Source organism: Psychrobium sp. nBUS_13 (assembly GCF_051201665.1).
Lineage (GTDB): Bacteria > Pseudomonadota > Gammaproteobacteria > Enterobacterales > Psychrobiaceae > Psychrobium.
The window spans coordinates 2,272,692-2,299,499 of record NZ_CP179210.1; the positions used below are offsets into that span (position 1 = coordinate 2,272,692).

Consider the following 26,808-nt stretch of genomic DNA (forward strand, 5'->3'; position numbering starts at 1 on the left):
TCAGCTATTAATCTAGAGAGTATCAAACCAAAGTTGGCAATTGGTTAATACTGTTGACTATATTAATAGTGCGCTAGATTGTCAATTTTTTAACCGCTATGATAAATAATTATAAGGTAAAAATTATCATTCAATAACTCCATTTTTATGGCAAATATTACACTCTATTCTTCTTAAAGTTTTCCGCTTGAGCAAATATCTCTTTGTATACTTCATCTCGGCTCACTGGTGGATAACCAAATTTTGCAAGCAACATAATTAAATCAACTTTTAGTTCAGCCTTAATATCATCACGGTTATTCCAATCGGTATATTTGGATTTATCATCAACAATTTGCTTTACCGCTTGTGACAGCTCAATCAATTTATCGTCTGGATAGGTAAAATCATACTTAACAGCTAACGATTTTAAGATGTCATAAAACGTTTTTTCTTCAAAGCTAATACCTAAATCATCGCCAGAATCCATTTCTGTTTTTACACCGTAAATCATATCGACCATACTTTCAGAGAATTCCTCAAGAACCTCACTCACCAATACATCGTCTTCTTTACGCTCATTGTATTTATCAACTAACGCCTTAAAGCGTTTGGTGAAATCGACACCCTGCGCAAGGTTAACCTTTTTCATTTCATCAATGGCTTTGGCTAACATTTTTTGCAGTAACATTATCTTGGTATTGGGCAGCTTTATCTTGCCAATTTTGGCAAGATAGTCTTCATCGAAAATATCAATCTCACCATCATCGTTGCCAAGTTTGAATATTTCCTCTACACCGTCACTTTTAAGCGCCTCTGTAATCATTTCACGCACTTTAGCGTTCATTTGTGCTGTATCAGGTGCTTGACCTTTGGTTAACTTGTAGATGATAGATCGTACAGCAAGATAAAAATGAATAAAATCACGCTCATTTTGCGATAGCTTCTCGCTACCACAACAAACATCATAAGCCGCTTTTAAACGCTTAACTAACGCCATAAAGCGTTTCTCAAGTTTGCCTATAGAAAGCACAAATTCAGCCGCATGATTTAAGCAATTTAACTGTGCCACTGGCTCGCCAGTGAAATAAGGCGAGGAATCGAATTTATGGAATATTCGATTAAGAAGATCTAAATGATCTTTAACCGCAATAACCGACTGATTGATATCTTCAAAGTTGGTTTCTTCTGACTTTGAAAATTGCGCTAAGGCTTTATTCATCGCCGTTTTAATACCGATGTAATCAACCACTAACCCCTTATGCTTGCCTGAAAAATTGCGGTTAACACGTGAAATAGTTTGAATAAGGTTATGTTTTTGTAAAGGTTTATCAATATAAATCGTATCAAGAAACGGTACGTCAAAGCCCGTAAGCCACATATCAACGACAATGGCGATTTTAAAATTAGATTTATCATTCTTAAATTGACGGTCTAACTCTTTACGGTATTCTTTTGTACCCAATAAATTGTATAAATTTTCAGGATCATCTTTGCCACGTGTCATCACCATTTTGACACGCTCCATCGGTTTGGCTAATTTACCAGCGTTGATGGCTGCCTTACGCTCCTGCTCTGTATAATGAGTGACGTCTTCTGCTTCTTTAATTTCAAACCAGTGTGGGCGTAACGCTTCAAGCTCCTGATAAAACAAATAAGCAATCTCACGTGAACTACTGACAAACATGGCTTTACCTTTTATGGTCGAGCCTTCATTGATACGGCCTTCGTAGTGTTCAACAAAATCTTTAGCCAGCGTACGTATGCGATCAGGATCGCCCAAAATCGAATTCATACTCGAAGTAGCTTTCTTGCTTTCTTCTATTTGATGTTCATTGCTACCAGAATCTTCACATTGTTTGTAATAAGCTTCTATCTCTTCTAACTTGGCATTATTAAGCAATACTTTTGCCGCACGGCCTTCATAAACAATACGTACCGTTATTTCATCTTTAACCGACTCTGACATGGTATAAGCATCAATTACCTTACCAAATACGTCTAACGTGGCATCAATAGGCGTACCAGTAAAACCAACAAAGGTCGCATTAGGCAATGAGTCGTGAAGATATTTTGCAAAGCCGTATGTGCGCCTCACGCCAGCATTAGGCCCCTTGTCAGTAATGACAACCTTTTGGTCTAAATTAACTTGGCTACGATGCGCCTCATCAGAAATACAAATAACGTTAGTGCGCTCTGTTAGTACTTCAATGTCTTGGGTAAACTTATGAATGGTGGTTAAAAACACACCGCCACTTTGTCGGCCTTTAAGTAGTTGTCTTAGTTGGTCGCGGCTTTCAACACTAACAATATGATCATCGCCAATATAGCTTTTAGCGTTGGAGAATTGTTGAGATAACTGATCGTCTAAATCTGTTCTATCCGTTATTAATACGATGGTCGGGCTTTCAAATTCGACGCTTTTCATTAAAAGCCGTGATAAAAACTGCATGGTGTAGCTTTTACCACAACCTGTTGCACCAAAGTACGTGCCGCCTTTACCACTGCCACCTGCAACATTGCCGTCAGCCGTAATCAACTTTCGTTCTTTTTTAATATTGTCAAAAAGCTTTCGAGCCGCGTAATATTGCGGGTAACGACACACTATTTTCACTTCACCTTTAGATTTATCAGGGAAGTAAATAAAGTTGCGAATAACATCACACAAACGTTGTTTATCAAACAAGCCCTGCAACATCGTATGCAAGCCATTAATACCATCTTGCTCAATTGATTCATCACCAGTAACTTTGCGCCATGCATAATAAAAATCATAGGGTGCAAACACATTGCCCATTTTATTATTTACGCCATCGCTAATAACACACAGGGCATTGAACACAAATAACTGGGGAATATCACGACGATAACGGGTGGTTAATTGCACATAGGCATCATGTAATGACGCTTGTTCTTCACGAATAGCACTCTTAAATTCAAACACAACAACAGGCAAACCGTTGATATATAAAATACCATCAGGAATACGCATGGCGTTATCGGTTGATGGGCTGTCAATTTCCAGCTGATTAACGATTTTAAAAATGTTGTGCTGTGTTGTTGCAACATAAGGTACGCTTGGCTCAGCCACCATAGGTAACGCTTCATGTGACGCTTGAGCAACCGCTACTTCTTGGCTGTTTACTTGATCATAATCAACCAACTGAATATATAAATCTTTTTTAGACGCTTCACCTGGCTTACTACCTGCTTCACGCTTTAATAAAAAGCCATCACTTAACCATTTACAAAAGGTTTTATTGCTTTCATATAAGTCACCTACCGGTAAGGTTTCGAGCTGTAGGATAATGCTATCAATTTCACCTGTGGTAATGTCATCAGCTGCATATCGATTAGCTAAATAGGCCCGTAAATCGTCTTTAATAAGTACTTGTTCTGGCTGGCGAACCAGCGCTGAGCCTGAGGTGTATGGATAGCCTTGTTCACCAAGTAATTCAATAATTGCTGCTTCTAACTGTGCTTCTGTAAACTTCAACGGTTTAGCTCCTTGCCAACATATTCATAATAAGACGGATAATCGTTTTTTTTGATCAGGTACTGACTCTGCAACGAGTAATGTAAGCGCTGCCAAACCAGTATCATTAACAATGGGCTCGCCATTTTCAGCGTACAAATGATGATTGCGATATAAAAATCAACAAATAAAAATGCGCCACTGCGTTTATTACCATCAGTAAACGGATGGTTTTTAACCACAAAATATAATAAATGGGCGGCTTTACTTTCTATGGTTGGGTAAGCAGGCTCACCAAACACGGTTTGCTCTAAATAGCCCAATAAACTGTCTAAACCATCACCGCGCGGTTGTGCAAACAGTTGTGTTGCTTCACCTTTGGTTATTAATTGTGACTTTAGGGTGTTGAGCACTTGCATCGCTTGAGTAGTTGAAATTAACTGACCGCCAGTTTTACCAATAGGCTCATCTAATAAACCTTCATCATAACGCTGTAACCATAAAAAGGTTTGCGTATAACGACTCACAATTTCAGCCAAACCTTTGCTTTCTTGTACGGCAATATCGGGATTCTTCAAGGCTTTATTAATCAAACTTAACGCTTGTTCTAGTTCATGGCTGTTACGGTCAAATCGTTGTTGATTAATGGTATAACCTTGAATTAAATGCTGTTTTAAGGTTTTAGTTGCCCATTGACGAAAACGTACACCTTGCTGTGATTTAACCCGATACCCCACCGAAATAATCACATCTAAATTATAGTGATTTACTTGATAGTGCTTACCATCTTCCGCAGTTGTCCGGAATTTCCGGACAACTTGTTCTTCAATCAATTCAGCCTCTTTAAAAATATTACGAATATGCTCTGAAGCCGTGCGTTTATTTTTAGCAAATAACTCCCCCATTTGCGCTTGGTTAAGCCATACGGTTTCATTTTCAAGCACAATATCAAACTGAACTTGGCCATCTGGGCTTTGATAAATTTCAATTTTTTTCATAATACTTCTCAGAAAATTGTTGTATAGCACCTTTTATAAAGGTTAATGAAAGGTGCTTTGACGCGCTAACGAGCTTGTTCATTTTCAATGCAGACAAAGCACGATAATGTGACCAACTCAATTCGGTACGCACTGCGTTGCGAATTGGAAAAATTTAATAACGCTGAATCTTTTAATGCGGTCATTATTACCTCTTAAAAGCAGCCGGCAAAGTGTGTTTTCAATAACTTCATCATATTACGTTTTGCTTTATGCTGTTTTATGATATTAGCTATCATCAGGTGCAGTGCCTCAAGCTGACCATTTGGCAATTGTTTTTTTAGGCTGAGCAGTAAATCGGTGGCGTGTTGATATGCTTGATTGTTACCTTGGCTTATTGTTGGTAGTACAACACGCGCATATAAATCGATGGCTTCTTGTGGGTGTTCAGCAACAATTAAATCCGCTAATTTAAGCAGCTTATCAGGCGCGGCTTTATGTGATTTCACCCATAAACGAGCATTGGTTAACTCTTGGTGATACATATAAAAGCTTAATAATGCATCGGCCTCTCGGGCTATGCCTCCATAGCTATTTTCAGTGTAACAGTGGGTAAAAATATGCTCGGCTTTATCTTTAAATGTTGCATCAATTACCCCTGTTTTTTTCTCCAGTGCTATTAACCCTTTGTAACCTGAAAAGCTAGGGCGTTGGTTAAATAGTTGCCACGTCAACTGCCACGCTTGGCCATAGTCATTTAAAGCAAGGCGCAACTCAACTTCAAATTGTTGACAACTGATTTTTTCCCGGTCATTTTTTGCCGCGTGATAGGCTTTTTGTAACCAATATTCCGCATCTAAGAGTTCACCTTGATCAACACCTTTATTATCTAAACAAAGCTGGCTGATGCTAATAAAATCTCTTTCATCATAAGCCGTCATTGCCATCAATGTGCATTGTTGCTGCCAATCATTATTTTGTTGCGCTTGCGCTATGAGCGGTTTAACCAAACGTGCATATTTAGATTTTTGTTGCCAGTTGCTTAAATCAACGCCTTGTTGCTGACGTTGTTGTGCAGCTGTTTCACATAAGCCAACAAAAATCTGTTTTACCGGATCGGTTAAGTTAAAGTCCTCGGGCAAGCTCGGAAACACATCGTATTTATAGTCTTGATAATGGTCAAAAATCCATTGTGCCTTTTCATCATCAGACCAAGCTTGTTGGTTAAACAAGGTACTTAATCGTTGATTTAATTCGCCTTCTAAATCAAAGCGGTAACCCCCTGAGTCATCGACTTGCTCTAACACGGTATTGAGCCGAACCAACGCATGCAACACCAGTTGCCATTGTTTATCTGTGGGCAAGGTATCGATGGCAATAAAAATGTCTGCAAACATGTCATCACTATGCCGAAAATAGGCGCTTGCCTCGCTGTAGCTCCAAACCTGCTTTTTTGGCAAGGCTTTGGTGATCATCTTTTTTATCTCCGCAGCGCTTAACCCACCTTGGTCGTTTAACATGGCGAGCTGCCAACGGCTTTGCTCTTCGGCAGACTCGCCAATATAATTGAGAATAATCTCGCTGAGTTCATCAACCGATTGTTGTTTAAACCAACTTTTTAGCTGGCTCATAATGGGGTGCTGTTCGTCGTCATAGGTTTTCATAATGAATATGCTTCTGTCGCGGCCGTGCATTTAATGTTGTCAGCAGGCAAGGTTAATTCGCCTGAGATGAGTTTTGGTAGTAATGTGTCTCTAATTAATTCAAGGCCTGATATTGCTTGAAATTTACAATATTGAGTATCTATATATGTGCCTACTAATTCAGAAAATTTATTTTGAATACAATGACTAGGTACTAGAATATCAATAGTATCTAGGTCTTTTCTCTTGATACTTGCTTGTACTGTAGTAACAAGCCTCGCATCAACGTCATGCTGGAATTTATGACCTTTGATTGTATAAAACATATATTCGGGGTTGACTATCTTCCTAAACCTTAGACCTAGCACATTTTGTGCAATACCGAGCCTAGTGTTCTTTACAAAAGCTGTTCGACCAATGGTTCCTACTGTAGAAATTAGTATGTCTTTTTCTTCTACATGTTTTCGAAACCATGTTTTAAATGTGTCTTCTGTTACTTTTTTTTCACTATTCAAAACGGGAAAGTTAGTGTTTTCAGGTAAATGCTTCACCTCTATTAAAGGAATACCTTCTTTACATAAAGGCGGTGTTTTTCCCCTATTGTCAATATATTGATCAATAGCCTCTTTAAATTTAGAAACCTTCCACCCCTTAGGAATCCAACCGCTGATGCCGATTGATGGTTCATTGGTTTGTTCAAATTCGCGTGTAAATAGTTGTTGGATGTCTTCGGGTAATGGTGTAGCTTCGTCTTTTTTATCGGCTGAAGGCTCTCCATTAGCACTTTGTTGCTGCTCTTGACCCGCTGAAGGCTCTTGTTGGCGTTGCTGTTGCCTTGAAAGTGCTTTTTTCTGCAATGCTTCTGGGAAGTCGCTTACTGCAACGCCATTGGCAAGGGCGTTGTCGAATACAGGGTCAAAATCGACAAACCAGCTTTTAAATAACGCTTGTGCCATTCGCTCTAGGGTTTGGTTAGTTTGACGATTTAAAAGGAGCTTCAAGTCAAATGAATCAATATTAGCAGCAATCCAATTTTGAGTATTTATATGAGGCAACTTAATAGGGAGCTTCATTTGCCCTGTGATGCCTAAATATAGTCTTGTTGAGCCTCCACCTGCCCATTGTTCAAATAAACTTTGAAACTCAATCGAGTCAAAATAATATTTTAAATATTTCGGATTGATTTTAGTTTTATCTAAAACCCGATAATAAGTAACCTGAGGGGTTAAAACTATGTATTCAGACTCTACCTCTCCAACAATTGCAGTTCTGCCAATTGTTGCTTTATGCGAAAGTAAAATATCACCTTCTTTCGCAAATCCTTTTCTCAAAGTTTTAGATTGTTCTAGTGATATAAATTTACAATTATGGGTATCAACTTCGCCATTTTTTAGATCTGATGCCATAACAAAAGGAATACCGCTTTCAACAAAATCAGAGCTTTTAGGGTGAATTCCGCCATGATTACCATCGAGTGGCTTTGCAAGGAAGCCTAGATCAACGAGTTCTTGAACTGTATAAGTTGTTACGCTATTTTCCAAAACCAAGTCCCTCCAAGTTTTGGCGGATCGCTTTGTCAAGCTCTTCTGCCTGTTCCATTTGGCTATAAAGGGTTTGGCTGAGCTCTTTCATTTTAACTTCAAACGGGATGCCGTCATCTTCAATGTCAGCAGCGCCCACATAACGGCCTGGTGTTAATACAAAGTCATTAGCTTTGATATCTTCAAGTGATGCTGATTTACTGTAACCGGGAATATCGCGATATTCCTCGCTTTGGCCGATAATTGCTCCTGCATTATCGGCACTTCCGCCATCCATGGCGGTCGTCTTCATATCACCACTTTTTACATTACGCCATGCATGATAAGTGCGAGCTATATCAGCAATATCATCAGTGGTTAATTCTTTATTGGTTCGGCTGATCATTGAGCCTATTTCACGGGCATCAATAAATAGCGTTTCACCTTGGCGGTTGCGGGTCGCTCCTGTGCGTCCTGCACCCGCGACATTAGTGCTTCCTTGCACGTCATAGCCTGCGCTGCCTTTCTTGTTTTTGGTGATAAACCACAAACACACGGGAATTTGCGTTGTGTAGAATAGTTGCCCCGGTAAGGCAATCATACAATCAACTAAATCTTGCTCGATGATTTTTTGGCGAATTGCACCTTCACCACCGGTATTTGAACTCATTGAGCCATTGGCTAATACAAAACCTGCGGTGCCATTTTCACTCAGCTTTGAGATCATGTGCATGATCCACGCATAGTTAGCGTTACCTGTTGGTGGTACATCAAACCCAGCCCAACGGCCATCGTCTACTAATTCGCTGTCACCACGCCATTGTTTTTGGTTAAACGGCGGGTTTGCCATAATAAAGTCGGCTTTTAAATCAGGGTGTTGATCTTTAAAAAAGCTGTCACCGGCAACTTCACCTAAATTGCCTGAAATACCACGAACCGCTAAGTTCATTTTGGCTAGCTTGTAGGTGGTGTTGGTGTATTCTTGGCCATAAATTGAAATATCTTTACGGTTGCCTTTGTGGCTGTCGATAAATTTTAACGACTGTACAAACATACCGCCTGAGCCACAACACGGGTCATATATTTTGCCTTTAAATGGCTCTATCATCTCGCTAATTAACGCAACTACTGATTTTGGCGTATAGAATTCACCACCGCCTTTACCTTCGCTTGAGGCAAACTTACCTAAAAAGTATTCGTATACTCGACCCACTAAATCTTCTTCGGTCATTTCACATTCGCTAGCGGCGGTGTCGATGTTATTAATGGTGTCGATAAGTGAGGCAAGCTTACTGGTAACAAGCCCTAAACGGCTAAAGTAGTTTTCTGGCAATGCACCTTTTAATGAAGGATTGTTCTTTTCAACCGTGTGCAATGCAGTATCAATTTTTACCGCAATGTCGTCTTGCTTCATGTTCTTTTTGATAAACGACCAACGAGCATCGATTGGCAGGTAGAACACATTGTCTTGCATGTAGAACTCAACTTGGTCAACAAAATCCTGCATACCACCATCAATTAAGGCTTGGCGTTTGTCTTCAAACTTATCACTGATAAATTTTAAGAAGATAAGACTTAATACCACATGCTTGTATTCAGACGATTCAACACTACCACGCAGTTTATTGGCAGTATCCCATAGGGTCTCTTCAAAATTGGTGTTTGCGCTTTTCGCGGTTGTCTTAGTTGTTTTTGCCATGTTAATACTATTTCCTAATTTGTGTTTAACCGCATAATGCTGACATTAAAATTGATGTGAAGGTTAGCAATGTTGACACGCCAGCGAACCAAAGCGCTAACGTTGCGGTGTTATTTGATGTCTTTGACTCTTGTAAAGATAAGTAAGGGAGATAACTAAAGTATGTGTTGGCATTTAGTGGCCAACGACATGGTGTGTTATCCCTGTTGGTATTAGCTATCGTGATATAAAAAACTAAACTATCTTGGCCTTCTGGCTCTATACATATATCTCGCATGATTGGTGCGATACGATGACGGCCAATGCCATTTAAGTGATCGTTTTCAGCGGATTTAACGCTAAACGGTTCGTTCTCTTTATTTTTCTTGAGTATATATTCAGTGACGCGTAATACATCTGGTAATGTTTTGTCTATTGCACTCATTTTAATTCCTTGTAGCCGGGCGCAATAGTTAACGAGTCGATTTCGCCTATATCATTACGGTTCTTAAGCCATAAGTGATATTCCCCACCTGTTAATGCAGCGCTGTGGCTGCAATCCACATTCCAGTGCCGCATTAAATAGCCTATTAATGCCGCGCGTACTTCTATGTTTAATACGCCATAGACCATGGCATAATCCATCTCTATCGCCTGTTTGTGTTTTATTGACGGGTGAGCAATGATTTCGACATTAACAATGGTGTTCCAATTTTTATCATTGTTAATTAACTGATCATCAGAAACAGGTTGTTCAATCATCGTTATGTGCTGTAGTCGTGTACACACAAAGTCTCTAAATTCATTACTCTTGTTGTCAAAAGCACGTACATGCCAGCGTTGTCCATTATTTACAATGGTATGTGGCACAATCACTCGCGTACTTTCACCAGAAGACAATGAAACATAGCGACATTCAATGGCTTTGTTATGCTTAATTGCTCTCATTAAGGCTGCGATTATATCGCTATTGGGATCTACTAAACGCGCCGCATCAATGCAATATTCACTTGGTTGAATACCGTTGGATAAACCGTCACCAAAACCACGGCAAAGTGCTGTGAGAATCGCTTCTGGGTTGTGTTCGAATAGTGGTTTAAATTCATCAGTTCGGTGATAATTTTTAGTGTGATGATAAAGTTTAAGGTTTGTTGGGGCTAATTCACGATAAGCGGTTAAATCTCGCGTACATGCTGCTAAGCCAGTTTTAAAGCGTTGGATCAGATCAGCACGAGAAACTTGCCCAAAATATTGCAGGCTAAAGTCGATAAACGCGAGTCGTTCCTTTTGAGCGTGAGTTAGCGAATCCATTGCTATGTTTGGCATGTTTAGTTAGATATCTTTTGATAATTCAGCAAAATATACCATGTAATCATTTTGAGTCAATCAAAATGATTACATGGTTTTTTCCTTTATCCTATTCTGATTTCACGAGATATTTTTAAACATTTTTAGCTTGCAGATTTTAGCCAGTTCAAAACAATCTACTTTTTCCCAAATGAACACAGGATTTAAGTGGATCTCCACCAAGAATAAGGAATAAGGGGAAGTCACTATAAATGACTGATTTAAGTTATTAAATATCAAGTTCAACGAAATTCAGGCTATTAATTGTCAACCGCTAGCAACGCAAAAACCCCGCTTAATATTTAGACTTAACAGGGCTTCTCTAAATAGTGGCGAAAAGATAGATATTTTAACCCGTGTATCAAGGAGTGGATAAACCGCTTTAAGGTCTATTGGTTCCCATAAAGCAAAAACCCGCTTAATCATGCGATTAAGCGGGTTTTCTTAATGTGGCGGAGAGATAGGGATTTGAACCCGTGTATCAAGGAGTGGATAAACCGCTTTAAGGTCTATTGGGTCCCATAAAGCAAAAACCCGCTTAATCATTCGATTAAGCGGGTTTTCTTAATGTGGCGGAGAGATAGGGATTTGAACCCTAGAACGGGATAAACCGTTGCCGGTTTTCAAGACCGGTGCATTCGACCACTCTGCCATCTCTCCAGCGCGGTGTATAATATAGAAACCAATTTTCATTGCAAGCGAATTTCATTAATAATGAAAAAATATAAACTATTTGATTATTTTACGGTCAACCACATATAAAGTGGCTATGTCATATTATGACATTTGAAAAGTTATGATATAGTCATTGGCAATTAATCGAATTCAAATTTGTAAACATTGGAGTTTTTATGGAAAACCGTACTACTTATAGTGCAACTAACGAATCTGCACTAGCAACTAATAAAGTATTGAGAAATACTTATTCTCTTCTTGCGATGACATTAGCGTTTAGTGCTGTGACTGCGTTTATTAGTACTCAAATGAATTTTGGTTTTGGGGGATACATTGGATTCTTTATTGCGGCTATGGTCAGTTTATTTATCGTTCATAAGAAAGCAGATACAGCACAAGGTTTGATGTGGGCATTCATCTTTACTGGTTGTATGGGTATGGCGCTAGGTCCTATTCTTAATCGTTACCTTGCCATGTCTAATGGCGGCGAAGTTATTATGCAAGCACTTGGCAGCACGGCATTAATTTTCTTTGGTTTGTCTGCTTATGCTTTAACGACTAAGAAAGACTTCTCGTATATGGGCGGCTTCTTATCAGTAGGTATGTTGGTTGTAATCGTTGCCATGATTGCTAACATCTTCTTTGCTATTCCAGCATTAAGCTTAGCGATTAGTGCTGCTGTAGTGATGATTATGTCTGGTTTCATCTTGTTTGATACCTCTCGTATCATCAACGGTGGTGAGACTAACTACATCCGCGCCACCGTTTCTTTATACTTGAACATTTATAACCTATTTATCCATCTACTAGCTCTTTTTGGTTTAGGTAACGACGATTAATATAGCGTTCACTGTAAAATAAAATATAATAGCCTCGCTCTGCGGGGCTTTTTTATAACTGAATTTTACGGAATATTGATGTCTTTAAATTACGTGCTGGTCATTAATAGTGATATTACACAGCAAGGTAGCTACAGTGGTTACCAGTTTGCGTGTGAATTGTTAAAGCAAGGCCACCAGATCAGCCAAGTATTTTTCTACCAAGGTATTAGCAATACCAACGGCTTAGTGTCTATCGTTTCTGATGAGGTCAACCTTCTCTCTTTGTGGCAATCACTTGCAGCGGCGCATAAAGTGCCACTGATTAGTTGTATTTCAGCCTCACTGCGACGCGGCGTAGCGGACGAACAAGTGGCTCAAGAGCAAAAGCTCATGAACCATAACCTTGCCGATGGTTTTGCATTGGGCGGTCTTGGTGAATTTGTAACGGCCTCTGCACAGGCCGACCGTCTCATTCAGTTTTAGGAGTAGTTATGCAATCTCTCGCTATTATTAATCAAACAGCGCCCTTTGGTAATAACAACTATCGTGAATCGTTAGATATGTTATTGGCAAATGCCAGTTACGACCGCCCTGTTGCCCTGTTTTTCCAAGGTGACGGTGTGTATCAATTATTAAGTAACACCAACGCATCTTTGACCGGCAATAAAGATTTAACCAAAACATACGGCTTGTTAGCGTTATACGATATAGAAGAGGTATTTGTTTGTCGTGATTCACTTCAGTTACGCAATATCGATGCAGCTAGCCTTTCAATCGACGTGATTTCTTTGGATAGCACACAGTGGTTTGAAAAACTTGCCTCTTATGATCAATCAATGAGTTTTTAATATGTTAATTATTGCTACCCAAAGCCCCTTTTCAAAAGCATTGCCACCTGTTCAACAAGGCGCGGCGTTGATATTAACCCAAGATGCGGTGATTGCCGTTACACTGCCCGATGTTTTAGCAGGTTGCAGTGCAGTTTATGCACTTAAAAGTGATATTGAAGCTCGTGGACTTATCGATCACAGTTCCCCTAATATTCAAGTGATTGACTTAGCAGAGTTTGTTAAACTCACCGCCAAGCATAAACCTTTAGTAAATTGGTAAGATCATGAGCAGCGGTATTCATTTTAACGGTAAAGATTACGACGTAGACAAGCACGATTATTTAGTTAATCTCGATGATTGGAACGATGATATTGCAGTGCATATTGCATCGCTTGAAGAGATAACGCTGACTGAAGAACATTGGCAAGTCGTGCGCTTTATTCGCAATTTCTACCTCGAATTTGATACCAGTCCAGCGGTGCGTATGTTAGTCAAAGCCGTCGCCAAAGAATTCGGCCCAGAAAAAGGCAACAGCCGCTACCTGTATAGCTTGTTCCCAAAAGGTCCAGCCAAACAAGCCACTCGTATTGCAGGGTTACCTAAGCCGGCCAAGTGTATTTAAATATCAGCTAAAGTCACAAGGAAGTGATATGCACAGTAATAAGTTGAACGATTATTATCGTTCATCTTCAATGAATTTTGTAACAACTGGATAAAGTAGGATATAAATCCAAATTAAAAGACTAAAGTAATACACACTTTCTATTATTGAACTATTATTAATGCACTTATCTTTTGCTTAGCAGCAACATAGCTTTTGCAGCCAAAGAAACCAATGATGTTATACCAAGCGAACGTGTTAATAGCCTGCGAGCGCTGGGCTTACAGGTTTCAATTGATGATTTTGGGACGGGTTTTTCCAGTTTATCGACATTGAGACTACTCGAGTTTGCTCAGTTAAAAGTCGATCGCCAGTTTGTACACAATATTTCTAAATCTAACCAATTGGCAGAGCTATTTTCATTTATTCAAAATATCGCCTCTTTGTTCTCGGTGAATCTAATGTGTGAAGGAATGGAAGATGAAGAAGACATTGAGATACTCATTTCAAAAGGCTGCCGTTATATGCAAGGTTGGTATTTCAGTAAAGCAATTCCAGGTTATAAAGTCGCAAAATTACTTAAAAATATTGATATAATTTCAGGCTCAAATAACACATCAGATTACCGACAATTGGCGGACAATATACGGAAAGTCTGCGACACTGGCGCCCTTTAGGCGCTGTAATAAAAATTATAGAATATTTACCATCACGGAAACTTACTTTGAAAAGTGAATCTACTCATACCAATGTTCTGGGGATCTTATTAAATGGTGGTCAATCAAGGCGTATGCGAACCGACAAAGGTATGCTTAGCATTAACGGTTTGACCAACGTTGATCGCGTGCATGCTTTACTCAGTCGATGTCAGGTCACTGAAGTAATCACCTCAGGACAACAGGCGAACTCAATTGCTGATTTATATCCGCAAGGTGGCCCACTCTCAGGTATTCTCAGCGTTATTGTGAAAAAAAGACCTTCTGCGGTGATGGTCGTTCCAATTGATATGCCCTTATTAACATCAGGTGCAATTAATGCCTTAATCAATCAGGGTTTAGCGCATCAAAAAGCTTGCTGTTATGAGTCGTATAGCCTGCCGGTTTTTATACCTGTCACTGATTTGCTGATCGATACCATAACTGGTGAATTTGAAAGTGACCGTTATCAACAAGACGGTAAAGGCCCGTCGTTTAGATATCTGATGAGTAAAATTGGCTGTCATTATTTACCAGCCGTCGATTCCCAAGAGCTCATTAATACCAATACGCCACAGGAATGGGACAACGCCGTGAAATGCCTACAGCAGCGTACATAAAAAAACCGAGGATACGGCAAAGCATTCTCGGTTTCTGCCCCATTATTTAGATGTTAAAAATCAAATCTGTATCCGATTAAAATTTTGTCAGCTGCTTGATATACCTGCTCAGCTTCATCACCCCAAGCGCTATACTCTGCGTAGAATGAACCGGCTTTGTGTTGATAAATCACATCAACAATAAACTGGTTAGTATCAACCGTTACGCCACTTGGTGAGTCCATTGAGATATCAGCGAAAGTCACTTGGTATTGCATTTTACCCACTTTATAACCAGCGTAAACTTCTGCCACTTTCTCTTCGACTGTTTCGCCGCCCGCTGCTAAACCTTCGTAGAAGCGTAAATCGCTAGAGTCTTGATAACGAGCAGCAAGACTTAATTTATCTTTATTGTAAGCAACTTGCACGGCGTCAACTTTGTTATCGCCAACCATGCCTGTTAGGTCATAACGTGATGCAGACACAGTCACATTGCCAAATTTATATTTGGCAGCAACGTTGTAGCCAACTAGCGCTTCCGCATCTTTACCAGCTACGTCAGATTTAACATCGCCGTTGTTGGTTACGGCCATAAAGGCTGCTTGGAAACCGTCAAAATCAGGCGTCATGTACGTAATTGCGCGATCAGGACGTAAATATTCGATGTAGTGTCCGTTGCCAGCGGCATCCTTTGCGTACAAACCGTAACGGTGAGTATGACAAATAACGCCAGATGGCTCATTTGTACAACCAGCAGATTCGTCGATATCGGCAAAAATATCAACCGCATTGTCGGTAAAGTTCCAATGTGGAGAATACTGTTTACCGATTAGTACAGAACCGAAATCCCCTTCTAGACCAACATTTGCTAAACGAGCGCGATTATCACTACCGGCAAACGAACCATCGTCAGTGAATAGTCTGAATTCGACGTTATAATTTGCTTTGATCCCATCTGCAATCTCAGTGCTACCGTAGGCACCGATTCGTGAATAGTTATCCTTATATTCGATATTATCTTTGTTCGTATCTTGGATCTGCACTCGGATACTGCCATACCAATTGAACAGTTCACTATTTGCTTGAGCTATTGTTGGAACCATTAAGGTTGCCATCAAAGCAATACCACTACGTAACTTCATACTATTATTCTCCACTGTAAATGATGTTATTTCACAGGCAATTCATGTTTACTAATGAACATTGATTGCGCCGCAGATAACGTTTTAATTTATTATTCTTCACTTGCAGTAACGATATAATCATTAGAATCATGCGACAGGAAATCAGTTAAGTTAATCATTACATAAGACAATCTTATTGACCTCCTACGTATGTTGTAATGAACTGATAATTAACATTAAAATAACAGTTAATTAAAAATATTGCTCAAAAAGATTGGTTATTAAAAGAACTTTCAAGTAGATAAGGAAAACTTATTAGATCTAGCATTCTCTTTGCCCTATAAAGTGCCCATTCAACCTCTTTTATCTGGTTTTACATGTTCGAATTGTCGATTCAAATGCTCGCAATAGCGTTTGTGGTAGTGTGTTTAGGCGCCATTTTGCAAACGTTGTCGGGGTTTGGCATGGCATTGCTCGCCGCGCCCGTTTTAGTACTCATTGACAGTGAGTTTTTGCCGGCACCAATTTTAGCGCTAGGCTTTGTGCTTTCATTGTTCAATGCCACCCGTTTAAGAGCACATCTCAACATTGCCCCTATTGGATATGCATTAGTCACCCGAGCTATCGGCTCAGTACTTGCTATTGGTTTATTGAGCATTATGCCCATTGACTGGTTGATCACAGGATTTGCGATATTAATTATTGGAACCGTTGCGTTAACCCTAAAGACCGTAAACATCCAGTATAATCGCCGCAATATGATGATTGCTGGTTTTTTATCAGGCGTTATTGGCACAACGACTTCTATTGGTGGACCACCTGTGGCTATGGTGCTGCAAAATAGTCCATTGCAACAGGCAAGAGCCCATTTGAGTTTGTTCTTTTTGATTTCTACTGTGATGTCTTTGATTTTGCTAAGTGCGACGGGCAACTTTTCGGCACATCAGGTAGAGCTGACCGCATTATTATTACCAGCGTTGGTGATTGGTTTTGTCTGTGCAAACGCGATGTCAGCGCGTTTTAAGCCTCAATACTTCAAGCATTTAATCAACATTGTGTCAGTCATGGCGAGCCTTTTCTTGCTCGCCAAAACTTGGGTCATTTAACGCTAATCATGATGAGGAGTTCTGGGATCAAGCTCACTCGCACTTGATATGACAGAGCCCTGCATTACAAATTGCTCTTGCTCGTCAATTGGCAGTGCACTGCGCGCTGTCATTCTGATAACGACAAATACCGCTAGTAGTAATTGAATGACTGCAATGACGTAAAACAACATGTCATTATGGAACCACGCCATCATCAATGACGTTGAATACGGGCCGATAATACCGCCGATTGCAAACGCCAAAATCAAGCAGCCCATCGCTGACACCATTTCGTGCCCTTCTAGCTTATCAAAAGTTTCCGAAATGCTAAGCGGATAGGTACAAGCAATAATGCCAGCCGTTATTGCTGTTGCTATATACATTGGCACATGAAACCCGCCATTTGCAAAAAGAACCACGGCAAGATCTGCTAACGCCGAGACAACTAACATTGCAAAAAGTACACGACGTCGATCAAATCTATCAGATAAATAGCCAATCGGAAATTGCAGTACGAACGCGCCAAAAATCGCTGCTCCCATATACCAAGATAGCGATAGTTGAGTAATGCCATAAGTCTGACTAAAAACAGGCAACAAATTAAATAACGCCGAATAAATAATGCCGGACACTAAACAGCAAATTAAACCCAGCGGTGAACGGTTAAACACTGTTTTTAATTTCATAATTTGAGTATCAGAGACGACAGGACCTGGGTGTCGACTAAGCACAATAGGAATTAACGCACCGCAAAACAGCATACCAGCGATGACGAACAGTGATGGATCTGATGGCGTGGTAATATTCATAAAGAATTGACCACCAAACAAACCCGCTAACACCACCGCGTTATACACCGCTAACACCTTACCGCGTGTTTGACTAGTTGAGCTGCCACTTAACCAGCTTTCCATCGCTGTAAACGCGCAGGCGTTACAAAAACCCAATAAGACGCGCATCATGGCAAAAACAATGGTACTAGATGAGAAACTACACGCCAAAATACATAAAGCCGCCAACGCAACGCAGCCAGCAAACATTCGAATATGCCCTGCTCGCTGAACCAGTTTTGCACTATACAGCGCGCCGATGAGTAAACCGACGAAATAGAGGGATAACACGAATCCAATCGTATCCGGTGCAATACCTTGCAAATTCATTGACACAGGTACCAGCACATTGATGAGTCCATTACCCAGCAACAAAATAAAGCAGCTGACAAATAGTGGTATTAATGACTGTATTAGCTGGCGCATCGCATCCCTCTTTTAATTCTATCCAAACCAAAAAAGCCAGCGTTAAGCTGACTTTTCAATAAGTTTATTCAGGTGTTACTACGGAACCGCAGCATAAGCTACAACTTCACACAGCATTTCTTCACGAGCCAATCCTGCCACGATCATTGCTGCACGATTTGGAAAAGGTGCATTGAAGTATTCTGCGTACACTTTATTAAACACTGGCAGTTGAGAACGGTCTGTTACATAGATAAGTACTTGCGTCACATCATCCATTGTCAGATTTGCCGCTTCAATCGTATGCTTGAAGTTTTCCATCGTCTGGCGAGCTTGTGCTTCAATACCGCCTTCAACTACATTGCCTTGCTGATCAATTGGGATTTGTGCGGTTGATAATTGTCCATTGGCGATGATAGCCCACTCAAGTGGCGCTTTTGATGCGAATAACTCAGTTTTTACGGGTGTTTTCATAATCAATCTACTTTTTCGTTGAGATAAGCTAGGCATTAATCGTCGAGAGAGCGAGAAAATTAATGCCTTGCGGGTTTACAGATAAAGATTAAAGACCTTGTTCAATCGCCATTTTCTTAGCAATTTGCGGTGCAGTCCAAAGTGATGGCAATAAGACTAGCGACACGGGTACAGCGGTCACAACAATAAACGATTGCAGCGCTGAAATACCGCCGTCGCCAATTGAGATAAGTATTGCCGCAGTAACACCCATCATTAAGCCCCAAAATACGCGAATACCTGGTTGTGGGTCGTCATTACCAGTCATTACCATTGACACTGAATACGTCATAGAATCACCTGTGGTCGCCACAAAAATCGTTGTGAGTATCAAGAACAAAACAGAGATAATGAAACCTAACGGCAACTGTTCAGTAATGGCTAGCAGTGCCGCTGGTAAGTTAAAGCCTGTGAAAGGTCCAGAGATAACACCGGGTGTTTGTAGCTCAAAGAATAAACCAGAACCACCGACGATAGTGAACCAGAAACACGTGATAACCGGAGCAACAACTGAGATTAATAGCACCATTTGACGAATTGTTCGGCCACGTGAAATACGTGCAACAAACATAGCCATTAACGGACCGTAACCTAAGAACCAACCCCAGAAAAACACAGTCCACCAGTCTAACCAACCAGGATTAGCGCGGAATGTTGCCATTGGTATGAAGTTATCAATGTACGAACCAAATGAATGTAGGTAGCTATCGATAATAAATGCAGTCGGGCCAAAAACAAGAATAAAGGCCATGAGTCCAACTGCTAGGATGACATTAAAACGGCTTAGAATTTGGATACCTTTAGTGACACCAGAAATAGCTGATAACGTATAGATACCAATTAGACCGACTAAAATCGTCACTTGAGTGGTGTAGGTATCTGGAATACCAAAGAGCTTTTCAAGACCAAAACTTACTTGTAAGCCAAGAAAACCGATGGGACCAACAGTTCCCGCCACTACGGCTAATACACAACATGCGTCAACAATAGCGCCAAATGGACCGGTCATGACCTTGTCACCAAATACTGGGTATAGCAATGTACGAGGTTTTAGCGGTAAGCCCTTTTCATAATGAAGGTGCATAAATACGATGCCTGTTAAGCTACCTAAAATAGCCCACGCTAGAAATCCCCAGTGCATAAAGCTTTGAGATAGCGCGTTGTATGCAGCTTCTTTAGTGCCCGTTTCACCGCCAAATAATGGTGGTGGCGACGTGAAATGTGCCATTGGCTCTGCAGCAGCCCAAAAAACACCACCGCCGGCAAGCAAGGTACACATGATGATACATATCCACTTAAAGGTGGACATTTCTGGTGCCTTTATCCCGCCTAAAATCACCGAGCCAGTTCGGCCGATAGACAAATAAATACCAATAACAAATGTCAGTAACAACAACACTTGCCAATAGACACCAAAGATTTTGGTTGAATAAGAAAACGCGGTATTCACCCAACTCGACATCATTTTAATGTCGTATAACGCTAGCACCACAAACAACATGAGCACACCACCACTGATTAGCAGCACCGGAATATCGACATTGTCGAACATTTTCTTTTGTATTTTGCCACCGCTGTCTTGGGCAACGGTTTTCGCAGTATTACTGGTCATACCTAACTCCTACTGGGTTATACCAACCTAGAGAAATATCTGATCATTTCTAACGGCCTAAATAGATGATAACTGCGTTATTTATTCTCTATGTAGAATAACTACATACGACAATAAATGCCTTGTTCTAATCAATTTATTCTCGTTAAAAAGTAGACCAGTCACTTACCTAGCTTGGTATTGTTGGTTATTTTTTTTATTTATACCCAAACTACCTAACGTATTATTAAGTGGTTTGAGTATAAAAACTAGCGATATTCAATCGCTAGTTATCAACATTTACGAGCGTGGCACTAGCGCATCATCAAGGAACGTCAACCAGTTCTGTCCCATCACTTTGGCAATATCAGCATCATTAAAACCATGCTGTTTTAAGCCTTGAGTAATATTTGGGAAGTCGCGGCTATCTTTAAACCATGACAAAGGGCGTGGCCAATCTGCATTTGATTTAGAGCCTTCACCGTAATCCATTTCTTTGGACCAACGACCGTTTCGCATCCACTCTAAAATCGACACTGGCTGGTTTTGGCACAAATCAGTACCAATACCAATTTGGTCAATGCCCATTAGATCAGCAGTGTCAGCTACCATGGTGCAGAAATCTTCGAGGGTACAATCTGGTCCATTTTTTAAATGGAATGGATAAAGGCTAAAACCAAGTAATCCGCCTGAGTTACCCAACGCTTTAAGTACTGTGTCTGACTTATTGCGTTTCGCGTCATGGAAACTAATTGGATTTGCGTGTGAAATAACGATTGGACGCTCAGAGATTTCAATCGCTTCAAGCGTGCTTTGCTCGGCGCTATGGCTCATGTCAACCACCATACCAACACGATTCATTTCTTGAATAACTTGGCGGCCAAAGCGCGTTACACCACTATCATTAGATTCATAACAGCCCGTCGCCAATAAGCTTTGGTTGTTATAAGTCAGCTGCATAATCATCATATTGAGCTCACGCATCACTGAGACCATGCCGATATCATCTTCAATCGGCGAGCAATTTTGCGCGCCAAACATGATGCCAACTTTGCCCACTGATTTTGCCAGACGAATATCATCTGCACTTTTTACCGGCATAATGAGATCGCTATTTAATTCAAAATGACGATTCCATTCACTTATGCGTAATAAGGTTTCACGGATTTGTTCGTGGTAGACGATGGTGACATGCACCATAGTCACACCGCCTTGTTTCAGCTGTTCAAAGATGGTTCTATCCCAATTGGAATATTGCAGACCATCAATGACAATAAGATCGTTATGCATATCAGCACTCCTCTTATGAACGCATATAAGTCGTTTTTACGATGGTGTAGAATTCTTTGGCATAGCTGCCTTGCTCACGAGGACCGAAGCTTGATTCTTTGCGACCGCCAAACGGTACATGATAATCCGTACCCGCCGTTGGTAAGTTAATCATCACACAACCTGTTTCTGCACGGCGTTTAAAGTCATTAGCGTATTTCAATGACTGCGTACAAATACCGCCAGTAAGGCCGTAATTTGTGTCATTTAACGTGGCCAGTGCTTCTTCGTAATCTTTGACTTTGATAACACAAGCAATTGGTGCGAAGGCTTCTTCACGGTTAATCGTCATGTCATTCGTAGTATTGGTAAATAATGCAGGCTGTAGGTAATAACCTTCTGTTTCTTCATTAATTACTTCACCGCCGATAGCAAGCGTTGCGCCTTCTTTCTTGGCAATGGCTAAGTAATCGAGGTTTTGCTGCATTTGACGTGCATCAGCTACAGCGCCGATATGAACGCCCTCTTTTAGCGGGTGACCGACAACAAGTTGTTTCATTCGGGCAATAACGGCATCAACGAATTTATCGTGAATGCCTTCAGTTACGATTAAGCGTGAAGACGCTGTACATTTTTGACCAGTACCAAAGAAAGCGCCGCCGACAGCACATTCAACGGCGTTATCTAGATCAGCATCATCTAGAACTACTAGTGCATTTTTACTGCCCATTTCTAGCTGACATTTAACAAGGTTAACGGCTGTAGCTGCCGCCACTTTTCGACCTGTCTCAAGTGAACCAGTAAAGGTTAATGCATTAATCTTTTTAGAATTTATTAATACATCGCCTACTTTGGCACCAGGGCCCATCACTAAGTTAAACGTCCCCGCAGGAAGCCCTTGACGTGAAATAATTTCGGTTAGTGCCCATGCGCTTGCTGGCACTTGATTGGCTGGCTTAAATACAATGGCATTACCAAAAGCCAATGCTGGAGCAATTTTCCAAGCACCGGTCGCCGTTGGGAAATTCCATGGTGTAATAATACCAACAACACCTACCGGTTCACGGTGTGTTTGAATTTCCACACCAGGACGAACAGAATCCGCTGTCTCGCCCATTTGACGAAGTACTTCAGCGGCATAGTAATGAAAGAATTGACCAGAGCGATATGTTTCGCCAACGCCTTCCGCTAAGGTTTTACCTTCTTCACGCGCTAGTAACTTACCTAATTCATCTTTACGTGCAATAAGCTCATCGCCAATTGCCATCAACACGCTGTAACGTTGCTCTAAACCACTTTCTTGCCATTCAAGTTGGCCAATTTTAGCAGCGTCAATCGCTTCTAAAGTTTGTGCTTCATCTGCCTGAGCGTAATGACCAATTGAGTCGCTGAGATCAGCTGGGCTAATATTTTCTATTGAGCTTGTGCCCTCTACCCATTCACCTGCGATGTAATTACGAAAAATTGATTGTGACATTTGAACCTCCTTAAAATAATTGGAATCATTATAGGAACCATGATTTAATAATAAAAATTAATAATTAATATCTAACGATAAGGAACGCTTATCATGTTACCGGAATTTAAAATCGCACAACTCAGACATTTTGTATGGGTTGCTGAGCTAAAAGGCTTTCATAACGCGGCAGAGAAAGCTTGTCGAACGCAACCAGCGATTTCTTTATCGATTAGAGATCTGGAAAGTAAGTTAGGCAGTAAAGTGTTTGAAAAACGCAACGCGAAAACGACTATGACTGAGTTGACGCCGTTTGGTAAACACTTTTTACCACGTGCCAAAGAACTTATTGCCCATCACGATAGTGTTGCTCAAGACATGAATTTAATGCGAGAGCACAAAGCTGGCCATTTAAGATTAGCGTCAGTTCCTTCAATCGCTTGTCGAATTTTACCGGAATTAATTTCAGAGTTTGTGGCAGATAGTCCAAGTCTTCATATCAGTTTTTATGATGACAACTCCGAAGCGGTAATGCGAAAAGTCGAGAGACAACAAGTCGATTTAGGAATTGCTAGTGAGCCTGATCAACTCGAGCATAAAGACCTTGTGTTTACGCCAATTTGGCAAGACCAAATTGGCGTAGTTTGTCATCGCGACCACCCGCTTGCCAACGAAAATGAAGTTGACTGGCAAGCATTGCGAGATCATCGATTAATCAGTAATGGTACAACGCGCTTACTAGCAGACACACCCGCGGCGTCATTGCTTAATGATTCTCAATTTTTTGTATCAAATATGCTGTCATTAATTGCGTTATTAGAAGCGGGAATTGGTATTTCAACTCTGCCACGCTTTGCATTTCCCCAAGACAATCAACACCTAAAATTTATTACGTTAAGCGACCCACAAGTGATCCGTAACATTGGTATGGTTCATCTTGGCAACAAATCCCTTAGTCCAGCAGCACAAGCACTGCATGATTATATTTTGTCAAAACAAGACAGCTAATTTAAAAATTTAAGTGATTAAAATTAATTAGTTAACCTATGCTAATAAATTTTACTTATCACACGATGAACGTTTCTAACTTGTCATAAACTAGTGTTTTGACCAACTATGGCGCTATCTAACCCCTTTACCCGTAATTTTAAAGTGGTTTTAATTCGGCGCTTTAAGCAATGGCGCGCCATCCTAAATTTTTAGATTTGTTTAGCAAAAGGATCAATAACAATGACAACTTACGCAGCGATCCAAAGTTCAATCAGTGGTGATAATGCGCTACCACTGCGTCCTGAGAGTCAGGTCATGGACTTGGAGCGACTCGGTTCCTTTCATCAAAGTCGACTTAGCTTCATGCGTACTTTAGTACGTCGTGTCTTTAAAGAACGTTGGAAAATCTCTCCTACCACGTTCGATTTGGATAAAGATGGTTACGGCACCGTAATTTACGATATCAAAGCTGCCAACAGCAACTTTAGTTTCGTCATTTTCTCAAACTATTTGTCTGACGATGAGCGAAACGACCGTGTAATAGCCACTAAGTGGGATCTTACTATGGCATTAGTTGAAGGCAGTGTTGATGGTGATTACGTAGAAAAACTACGTGAGAATGTGCCTAAGCAAGAAGCGGGACGCGTTGATTCTCGTGTTTTTGTATTGTCACGCGCAAATCGCAGCGCACGTAATTTCAATTACATGATTGATTGCCTTGCCAATGGCCAACAGCCTGACATTGAAAAGATTGCTAAGGTTGGCTATTTATACCGAACTACCGCTGTTTATGGCAGTGGCAAGTTGGGGATGGCTGACTGGGAAAAAGTATCAACTAAGCACCGTGATTTTGCTAGACCTTTTGCTGGCGAAATGTTCGTTTGTATGATGCTTAGAAATTTCAGTTTGTTGCAAGTTGAACATATTGCGAAACAGCGCCAAACAGATACTTATACGCCGATGGATTACGATATCAAACGCTATATCGGCATTGGGAACTCTACAGGTTTAGGCATGGCGCCTTATTTGGTTAACCATCCGGTACTCATTAGTCGTTGGGTTGAGATGAGAGAATTAGCATTAGCTCGGATCCGTACGTTAGGCGCCATCGATTCACGCATTCATTACCATCTCATTTCATTACTCAATCGCTGCGCGCTTCACACCAAGCAAACACTGACAGAAGATGATTGGCAAACCAATAATAATACGGCGGTTGTCGGCGATTTAGAACGTTTGGTAGAGTTTGCTGATAATGGACTCAGTGATTGGAATAAAATCATTCATTTTAGTGAAGAAAATTGCTCCCTTCAGGGACAAGAAATGCTGGTATCAGTGCTATTAGAACTTTATCCAGAATTAGTCGATGAGTTAGAAAATTTCCATTCTACCGATGAGTTTATAGATATCGATCCGTTAATGCCTGCGGCAACGTTAAAAGAGATTATGGAAACTCGCTATGATTGGGCGCTAGCTATCGACTTTAAAGCACCTGGTGCAAAAGAGACTTATTGGTATCGCTCACAAGAAAAAATGGAGCCACGTTTGGGAAGCATTTCAGACGTTGAAGGCAAGAAAAAACAAATGGCGTTAGGTGTTGGTTATGCAGTACGAAAATGTTTTGACCAGCTATCGCTTTATGTCGAAAAGAATCCAACTCATAGTACGGCTAGATTCCTAGTCGCTTACCCGAAGGTTCGCGGTATCGTTCGCCGTGTACAGTGTATGAGCCGTTCAAAATATGGCGATATTCAGGCTAATTTATTAGATCAGAACGTACTTCCGATGCACCTTTTACGTTGTAAGCTAGCCTTCTTTGGCGTCAGTAAATTTGATCCACGTTCAAAACTTTGGGTAAGAAATACCATGTTTCAAGGAGCGCCATTGCTTGAAGACATTGGTTCAACCTTTAGTGACGATTGGTTCATGCCATTAACCCCTAGCGTATAAGGACACTCTCTTGAATATTTCGATGAATGAATTAAAAGCAGCTTTACGTCGTTGCTTCGAGGCCAGTGGTTATTTCGTGGGGAACTATGAAGATGCCGCTAATATGGTTCTTTGGTTAGAAAAGCACGGATTACATGGCCTGCGTGAATTACAAAACACGCTGCCCTACGTTGGTGAAGATCTCCATAAGTCACTGAGCAATGTGATTTACGAAGACAGTACGTCTGCCACAATTGATGCCCATGGTCGCAGCTCACTCAATTGTATTGCCTCAGCGGTTGACCTTGCCCACGCCAAAGCATTAGAAAGTGGCATTGCAACGGTAACCGTTCACAACTGTCACAATCGGATGTTTGTCTTAAAGGCCTTAACAGACCGCGGCCGCAGCGGCATTAGTGCAGCGGCCTACTGGAAAAATGGCAGTGACAATATTACGGAACATGCCGCGGCTATTAAGTCCGGACATCGTTACCCAAGTTACAGTGAGTCTTCAGTGCAAACAGTCGGTAATGAAGACAAGCAAGCGTTAACAATAATTTGTAGTTCACGCGTCGATGTTGGATTATCATTACAGGATCAAGACAGCACCATCATTAGCCCACAGCAGGTAGAGCGTAACAAAAACCATTGTGTTGAACATGGCATCACAATTTGTGAAAAACTATGGGAAGATATCAATGTTATCGGCCAAGGCGTATTAGTTGAAAATACCGAGCGCTCCCGCGCTGATGCTGGAGGCCAGTAGGAATAA

At 40.8% G+C, this 26,808-nt stretch carries 24 protein-coding genes and 1 tRNA gene; 11 read left to right on the plus strand and 14 right to left on the minus strand.

From position 1 onward, the window contains the following. Positions 1 to 157: 157 nt before the first annotated feature. The 8 genes from ACMAZF_RS10410 to ACMAZF_RS10445 all read right to left on the minus strand — a co-directional run bounded on the left by ACMAZF_RS10410 (position 158) and on the right by ACMAZF_RS10445 (position 11,279). Positions 158 to 3,475 (minus strand): type I restriction endonuclease subunit R, encoded by a 3,318-nt coding sequence (locus ACMAZF_RS10410; protein ID WP_435273791.1) that lies wholly within the window; start codon positions 3,473 to 3,475, stop codon positions 158 to 160. Further along, positions 3,472 to 4,452, minus strand: a complete 981-nt coding sequence (gene rhuM / locus ACMAZF_RS10415) for a RhuM family protein (RefSeq protein ID WP_435273792.1) — start codon at positions 4,450 to 4,452, stop codon at positions 3,472 to 3,474. The genes ACMAZF_RS10410 and rhuM overlap by 4 nt, the downstream gene beginning before the upstream one ends. A 194-nt stretch (positions 4,453 to 4,646) precedes the next feature. Further along, positions 4,647 to 6,062 carry a hypothetical protein gene (locus ACMAZF_RS10420; RefSeq protein WP_435273793.1) on the minus strand — a complete coding sequence of 472 codons (1,416 nt, stop codon included), beginning with the start codon at positions 6,060 to 6,062 and terminating at the stop codon, positions 4,647 to 4,649. A gap of 29 nt (positions 6,063 to 6,091) precedes the next feature. Continuing rightward, positions 6,092 to 7,615, minus strand: a complete 1,524-nt coding sequence (locus ACMAZF_RS10425; protein ID WP_435273794.1) for a restriction endonuclease subunit S — start codon at positions 7,613 to 7,615, stop codon at positions 6,092 to 6,094. After that, on the minus strand, positions 7,605 to 9,293 hold the full coding sequence (locus ACMAZF_RS10430; RefSeq protein WP_435273795.1) for an N-6 DNA methylase: 1,689 nt from the start codon (positions 9,291 to 9,293) through the stop codon (positions 7,605 to 7,607). The genes ACMAZF_RS10425 and ACMAZF_RS10430 overlap by 11 nt, the downstream gene beginning before the upstream one ends. A 25-nt stretch (positions 9,294 to 9,318) precedes the next feature. Further along, positions 9,319 to 9,717 carry a hypothetical protein gene (locus ACMAZF_RS10435; protein ID WP_435273796.1) on the minus strand — a complete coding sequence of 133 codons (399 nt, stop codon included), beginning with the start codon at positions 9,715 to 9,717 and terminating at the stop codon, positions 9,319 to 9,321. Continuing rightward, the gene (locus ACMAZF_RS10440) at positions 9,714 to 10,598 is read right to left on the minus strand and encodes a WYL domain-containing protein (RefSeq protein ID WP_435273797.1); all 885 of its coding nucleotides are present in this window, start codon (positions 10,596 to 10,598) and stop codon (positions 9,714 to 9,716) included. The genes ACMAZF_RS10435 and ACMAZF_RS10440 overlap by 4 nt, the downstream gene beginning before the upstream one ends. Positions 10,599 to 11,189: 591 nt before the next feature. After that, a tRNA-Ser gene (locus ACMAZF_RS10445) sits at positions 11,190 to 11,279 on the minus strand. Between the two features lie 191 nt (positions 11,280 to 11,470). Between ACMAZF_RS10445 and ACMAZF_RS10450 the strand changes: the two genes are divergently transcribed. From ACMAZF_RS10450 to ACMAZF_RS10480, 7 genes are all read left to right on the plus strand, one after another. Then, positions 11,471 to 12,133 carry a Bax inhibitor-1/YccA family protein gene (locus ACMAZF_RS10450; protein ID WP_435273798.1) on the plus strand — a complete coding sequence of 221 codons (663 nt, stop codon included), beginning with the start codon at positions 11,471 to 11,473 and terminating at the stop codon, positions 12,131 to 12,133. Positions 12,134 to 12,211: 78 nt separating this feature from the next. Continuing rightward, on the plus strand, positions 12,212 to 12,598 hold the full coding sequence (tusD, locus tag ACMAZF_RS10455; RefSeq protein ID WP_435273799.1) for a sulfurtransferase complex subunit TusD: 387 nt from the start codon (positions 12,212 to 12,214) through the stop codon (positions 12,596 to 12,598). An 8-nt stretch (positions 12,599 to 12,606) separates the two neighbouring features. Further along, positions 12,607 to 12,963 carry a sulfurtransferase complex subunit TusC gene (gene tusC, locus ACMAZF_RS10460; RefSeq protein ID WP_435273800.1) on the plus strand — a complete coding sequence of 119 codons (357 nt, stop codon included), beginning with the start codon at positions 12,607 to 12,609 and terminating at the stop codon, positions 12,961 to 12,963. A 1-nt stretch (position 12,964) separates the two neighbouring features. Continuing rightward, positions 12,965 to 13,225 (plus strand): sulfurtransferase complex subunit TusB, encoded by a 261-nt coding sequence (gene tusB, locus ACMAZF_RS10465; RefSeq protein ID WP_435273801.1) that lies wholly within the window; start codon positions 12,965 to 12,967, stop codon positions 13,223 to 13,225. Positions 13,226 to 13,229: 4 nt separating this feature from the next. After that, entirely contained in the window at positions 13,230 to 13,568 is a 339-nt protein-coding gene (locus ACMAZF_RS10470) for a TusE/DsrC/DsvC family sulfur relay protein (RefSeq protein WP_435273802.1), read from the plus strand. A 173-nt stretch (positions 13,569 to 13,741) separates the two neighbouring features. Then, a complete protein-coding gene (locus ACMAZF_RS10475) occupies positions 13,742 to 14,224 on the plus strand; it encodes an EAL domain-containing protein (RefSeq protein WP_435273803.1) in 483 nt (160 codons plus the stop codon). Positions 14,225 to 14,271: 47 nt separating this feature from the next. Continuing rightward, positions 14,272 to 14,862, plus strand: coding sequence for a molybdenum cofactor guanylyltransferase (locus ACMAZF_RS10480; RefSeq protein WP_435273804.1), 591 nt, complete (start codon positions 14,272 to 14,274; stop codon positions 14,860 to 14,862). A gap of 53 nt (positions 14,863 to 14,915) precedes the next feature. Here the strand turns inward: ACMAZF_RS10480 and ACMAZF_RS10485 are convergent, their stop codons facing one another. Then, positions 14,916 to 15,983, minus strand: a complete 1,068-nt coding sequence (locus tag ACMAZF_RS10485; protein ID WP_435273805.1) for a porin — start codon at positions 15,981 to 15,983, stop codon at positions 14,916 to 14,918. Positions 15,984 to 16,342: 359 nt separating this feature from the next. On the opposite strand from ACMAZF_RS10485, the gene ACMAZF_RS10490 reads away from it, so the two are divergent. Continuing rightward, the gene (locus ACMAZF_RS10490) at positions 16,343 to 17,071 is read left to right on the plus strand and encodes a TSUP family transporter (protein WP_435273806.1); all 729 of its coding nucleotides are present in this window, start codon (positions 16,343 to 16,345) and stop codon (positions 17,069 to 17,071) included. A 2-nt stretch (positions 17,072 to 17,073) separates the two neighbouring features. Here ACMAZF_RS10490 and ACMAZF_RS10495 read toward each other — a convergent pair whose 3' ends face one another. The 5 genes from ACMAZF_RS10495 to ACMAZF_RS10515 all read right to left on the minus strand — a co-directional run bounded on the left by ACMAZF_RS10495 (position 17,074) and on the right by ACMAZF_RS10515 (position 23,138). Further along, positions 17,074 to 18,309 carry an MFS transporter gene (locus ACMAZF_RS10495; protein ID WP_435273807.1) on the minus strand — a complete coding sequence of 412 codons (1,236 nt, stop codon included), beginning with the start codon at positions 18,307 to 18,309 and terminating at the stop codon, positions 17,074 to 17,076. A 78-nt stretch (positions 18,310 to 18,387) separates the two neighbouring features. Then, positions 18,388 to 18,762, minus strand: a complete 375-nt coding sequence (locus tag ACMAZF_RS10500) for a RidA family protein (protein WP_435273808.1) — start codon at positions 18,760 to 18,762, stop codon at positions 18,388 to 18,390. Between the two features lie 88 nt (positions 18,763 to 18,850). Then, on the minus strand, positions 18,851 to 20,353 hold the full coding sequence (locus tag ACMAZF_RS10505; RefSeq protein ID WP_435277226.1) for a BCCT family transporter: 1,503 nt from the start codon (positions 20,351 to 20,353) through the stop codon (positions 18,851 to 18,853). Between the two features lie 339 nt (positions 20,354 to 20,692). Further along, positions 20,693 to 21,682 (minus strand): membrane dipeptidase, encoded by a 990-nt coding sequence (locus tag ACMAZF_RS10510; protein WP_435273809.1) that lies wholly within the window; start codon positions 21,680 to 21,682, stop codon positions 20,693 to 20,695. A gap of 13 nt (positions 21,683 to 21,695) precedes the next feature. Continuing rightward, positions 21,696 to 23,138 carry an aldehyde dehydrogenase family protein gene (locus ACMAZF_RS10515; protein WP_435273810.1) on the minus strand — a complete coding sequence of 481 codons (1,443 nt, stop codon included), beginning with the start codon at positions 23,136 to 23,138 and terminating at the stop codon, positions 21,696 to 21,698. 93 nt (positions 23,139 to 23,231) lie between these two features. Between ACMAZF_RS10515 and ACMAZF_RS10520 the strand changes: the two genes are divergently transcribed. The 3 genes from ACMAZF_RS10520 (at position 23,232) to ACMAZF_RS10530 (ending at position 26,802) form a co-directional block, all read left to right on the plus strand. Further along, the gene (locus ACMAZF_RS10520; protein ID WP_435273811.1) at positions 23,232 to 24,125 is read left to right on the plus strand and encodes a LysR substrate-binding domain-containing protein; all 894 of its coding nucleotides are present in this window, start codon (positions 23,232 to 23,234) and stop codon (positions 24,123 to 24,125) included. Between the two features lie 222 nt (positions 24,126 to 24,347). Continuing rightward, positions 24,348 to 26,057, plus strand: coding sequence for a hypothetical protein (locus ACMAZF_RS10525; protein WP_435273812.1), 1,710 nt, complete (start codon positions 24,348 to 24,350; stop codon positions 26,055 to 26,057). A gap of 22 nt (positions 26,058 to 26,079) precedes the next feature. Then, positions 26,080 to 26,802 (plus strand): DUF3726 domain-containing protein, encoded by a 723-nt coding sequence (locus tag ACMAZF_RS10530; RefSeq protein WP_435273813.1) that lies wholly within the window; start codon positions 26,080 to 26,082, stop codon positions 26,800 to 26,802. Positions 26,803 to 26,808 lie beyond the last annotated feature (6 nt).

Excerpts from the sequence above, each read along its gene's own strand:
- rhuM (WP_435273792.1), bottom strand. The coding sequence starts at position 4,452 with ATGAAAAAAATTGAAATTTATCAAAGCCCAGATGGCCAAGTTCAGTTT.
- ACMAZF_RS10420 (WP_435273793.1), bottom strand. The coding sequence starts at position 6,062 with ATGAGCCAGCTAAAAAGTTGGTTTAAACAACAATCGGTTGATGAACTC.
- ACMAZF_RS10430 (WP_435273795.1), bottom strand. The coding sequence starts at position 9,293 with ATGGCAAAAACAACTAAGACAACCGCGAAAAGCGCAAACACCAATTTT.
- ACMAZF_RS10435 (WP_435273796.1), bottom strand. The coding sequence starts at position 9,717 with ATGAGTGCAATAGACAAAACATTACCAGATGTATTACGCGTCACTGAA.
- ACMAZF_RS10440 (WP_435273797.1), bottom strand. The coding sequence starts at position 10,598 with ATGCCAAACATAGCAATGGATTCGCTAACTCACGCTCAAAAGGAACGA.
- ACMAZF_RS10450 (WP_435273798.1), top strand. The coding sequence starts at position 11,471 with ATGGAAAACCGTACTACTTATAGTGCAACTAACGAATCTGCACTAGCA.
- tusD (WP_435273799.1), top strand. The coding sequence starts at position 12,212 with ATGTCTTTAAATTACGTGCTGGTCATTAATAGTGATATTACACAGCAA.
- tusC (WP_435273800.1), top strand. The coding sequence starts at position 12,607 with ATGCAATCTCTCGCTATTATTAATCAAACAGCGCCCTTTGGTAATAAC.
- tusB (WP_435273801.1), top strand. The coding sequence starts at position 12,965 with ATGTTAATTATTGCTACCCAAAGCCCCTTTTCAAAAGCATTGCCACCT.
- ACMAZF_RS10470 (WP_435273802.1), top strand. The coding sequence starts at position 13,230 with ATGAGCAGCGGTATTCATTTTAACGGTAAAGATTACGACGTAGACAAG.
- ACMAZF_RS10485 (WP_435273805.1), bottom strand. The coding sequence starts at position 15,983 with ATGAAGTTACGTAGTGGTATTGCTTTGATGGCAACCTTAATGGTTCCA.
- ACMAZF_RS10490 (WP_435273806.1), top strand. The coding sequence starts at position 16,343 with ATGTTCGAATTGTCGATTCAAATGCTCGCAATAGCGTTTGTGGTAGTG.
- ACMAZF_RS10495 (WP_435273807.1), bottom strand. The coding sequence starts at position 18,309 with ATGCGCCAGCTAATACAGTCATTAATACCACTATTTGTCAGCTGCTTT.
- ACMAZF_RS10500 (WP_435273808.1), bottom strand. The coding sequence starts at position 18,762 with ATGAAAACACCCGTAAAAACTGAGTTATTCGCATCAAAAGCGCCACTT.
- ACMAZF_RS10505 (WP_435277226.1), bottom strand. The coding sequence starts at position 20,353 with ATGTTCGACAATGTCGATATTCCGGTGCTGCTAATCAGTGGTGGTGTG.
- ACMAZF_RS10510 (WP_435273809.1), bottom strand. The coding sequence starts at position 21,682 with ATGCATAACGATCTTATTGTCATTGATGGTCTGCAATATTCCAATTGG.
- ACMAZF_RS10515 (WP_435273810.1), bottom strand. The coding sequence starts at position 23,138 with ATGTCACAATCAATTTTTCGTAATTACATCGCAGGTGAATGGGTAGAG.
- ACMAZF_RS10520 (WP_435273811.1), top strand. The coding sequence starts at position 23,232 with ATGTTACCGGAATTTAAAATCGCACAACTCAGACATTTTGTATGGGTT.
- ACMAZF_RS10525 (WP_435273812.1), top strand. The coding sequence starts at position 24,348 with ATGACAACTTACGCAGCGATCCAAAGTTCAATCAGTGGTGATAATGCG.
- ACMAZF_RS10530 (WP_435273813.1), top strand. The coding sequence starts at position 26,080 with ATGAATGAATTAAAAGCAGCTTTACGTCGTTGCTTCGAGGCCAGTGGT.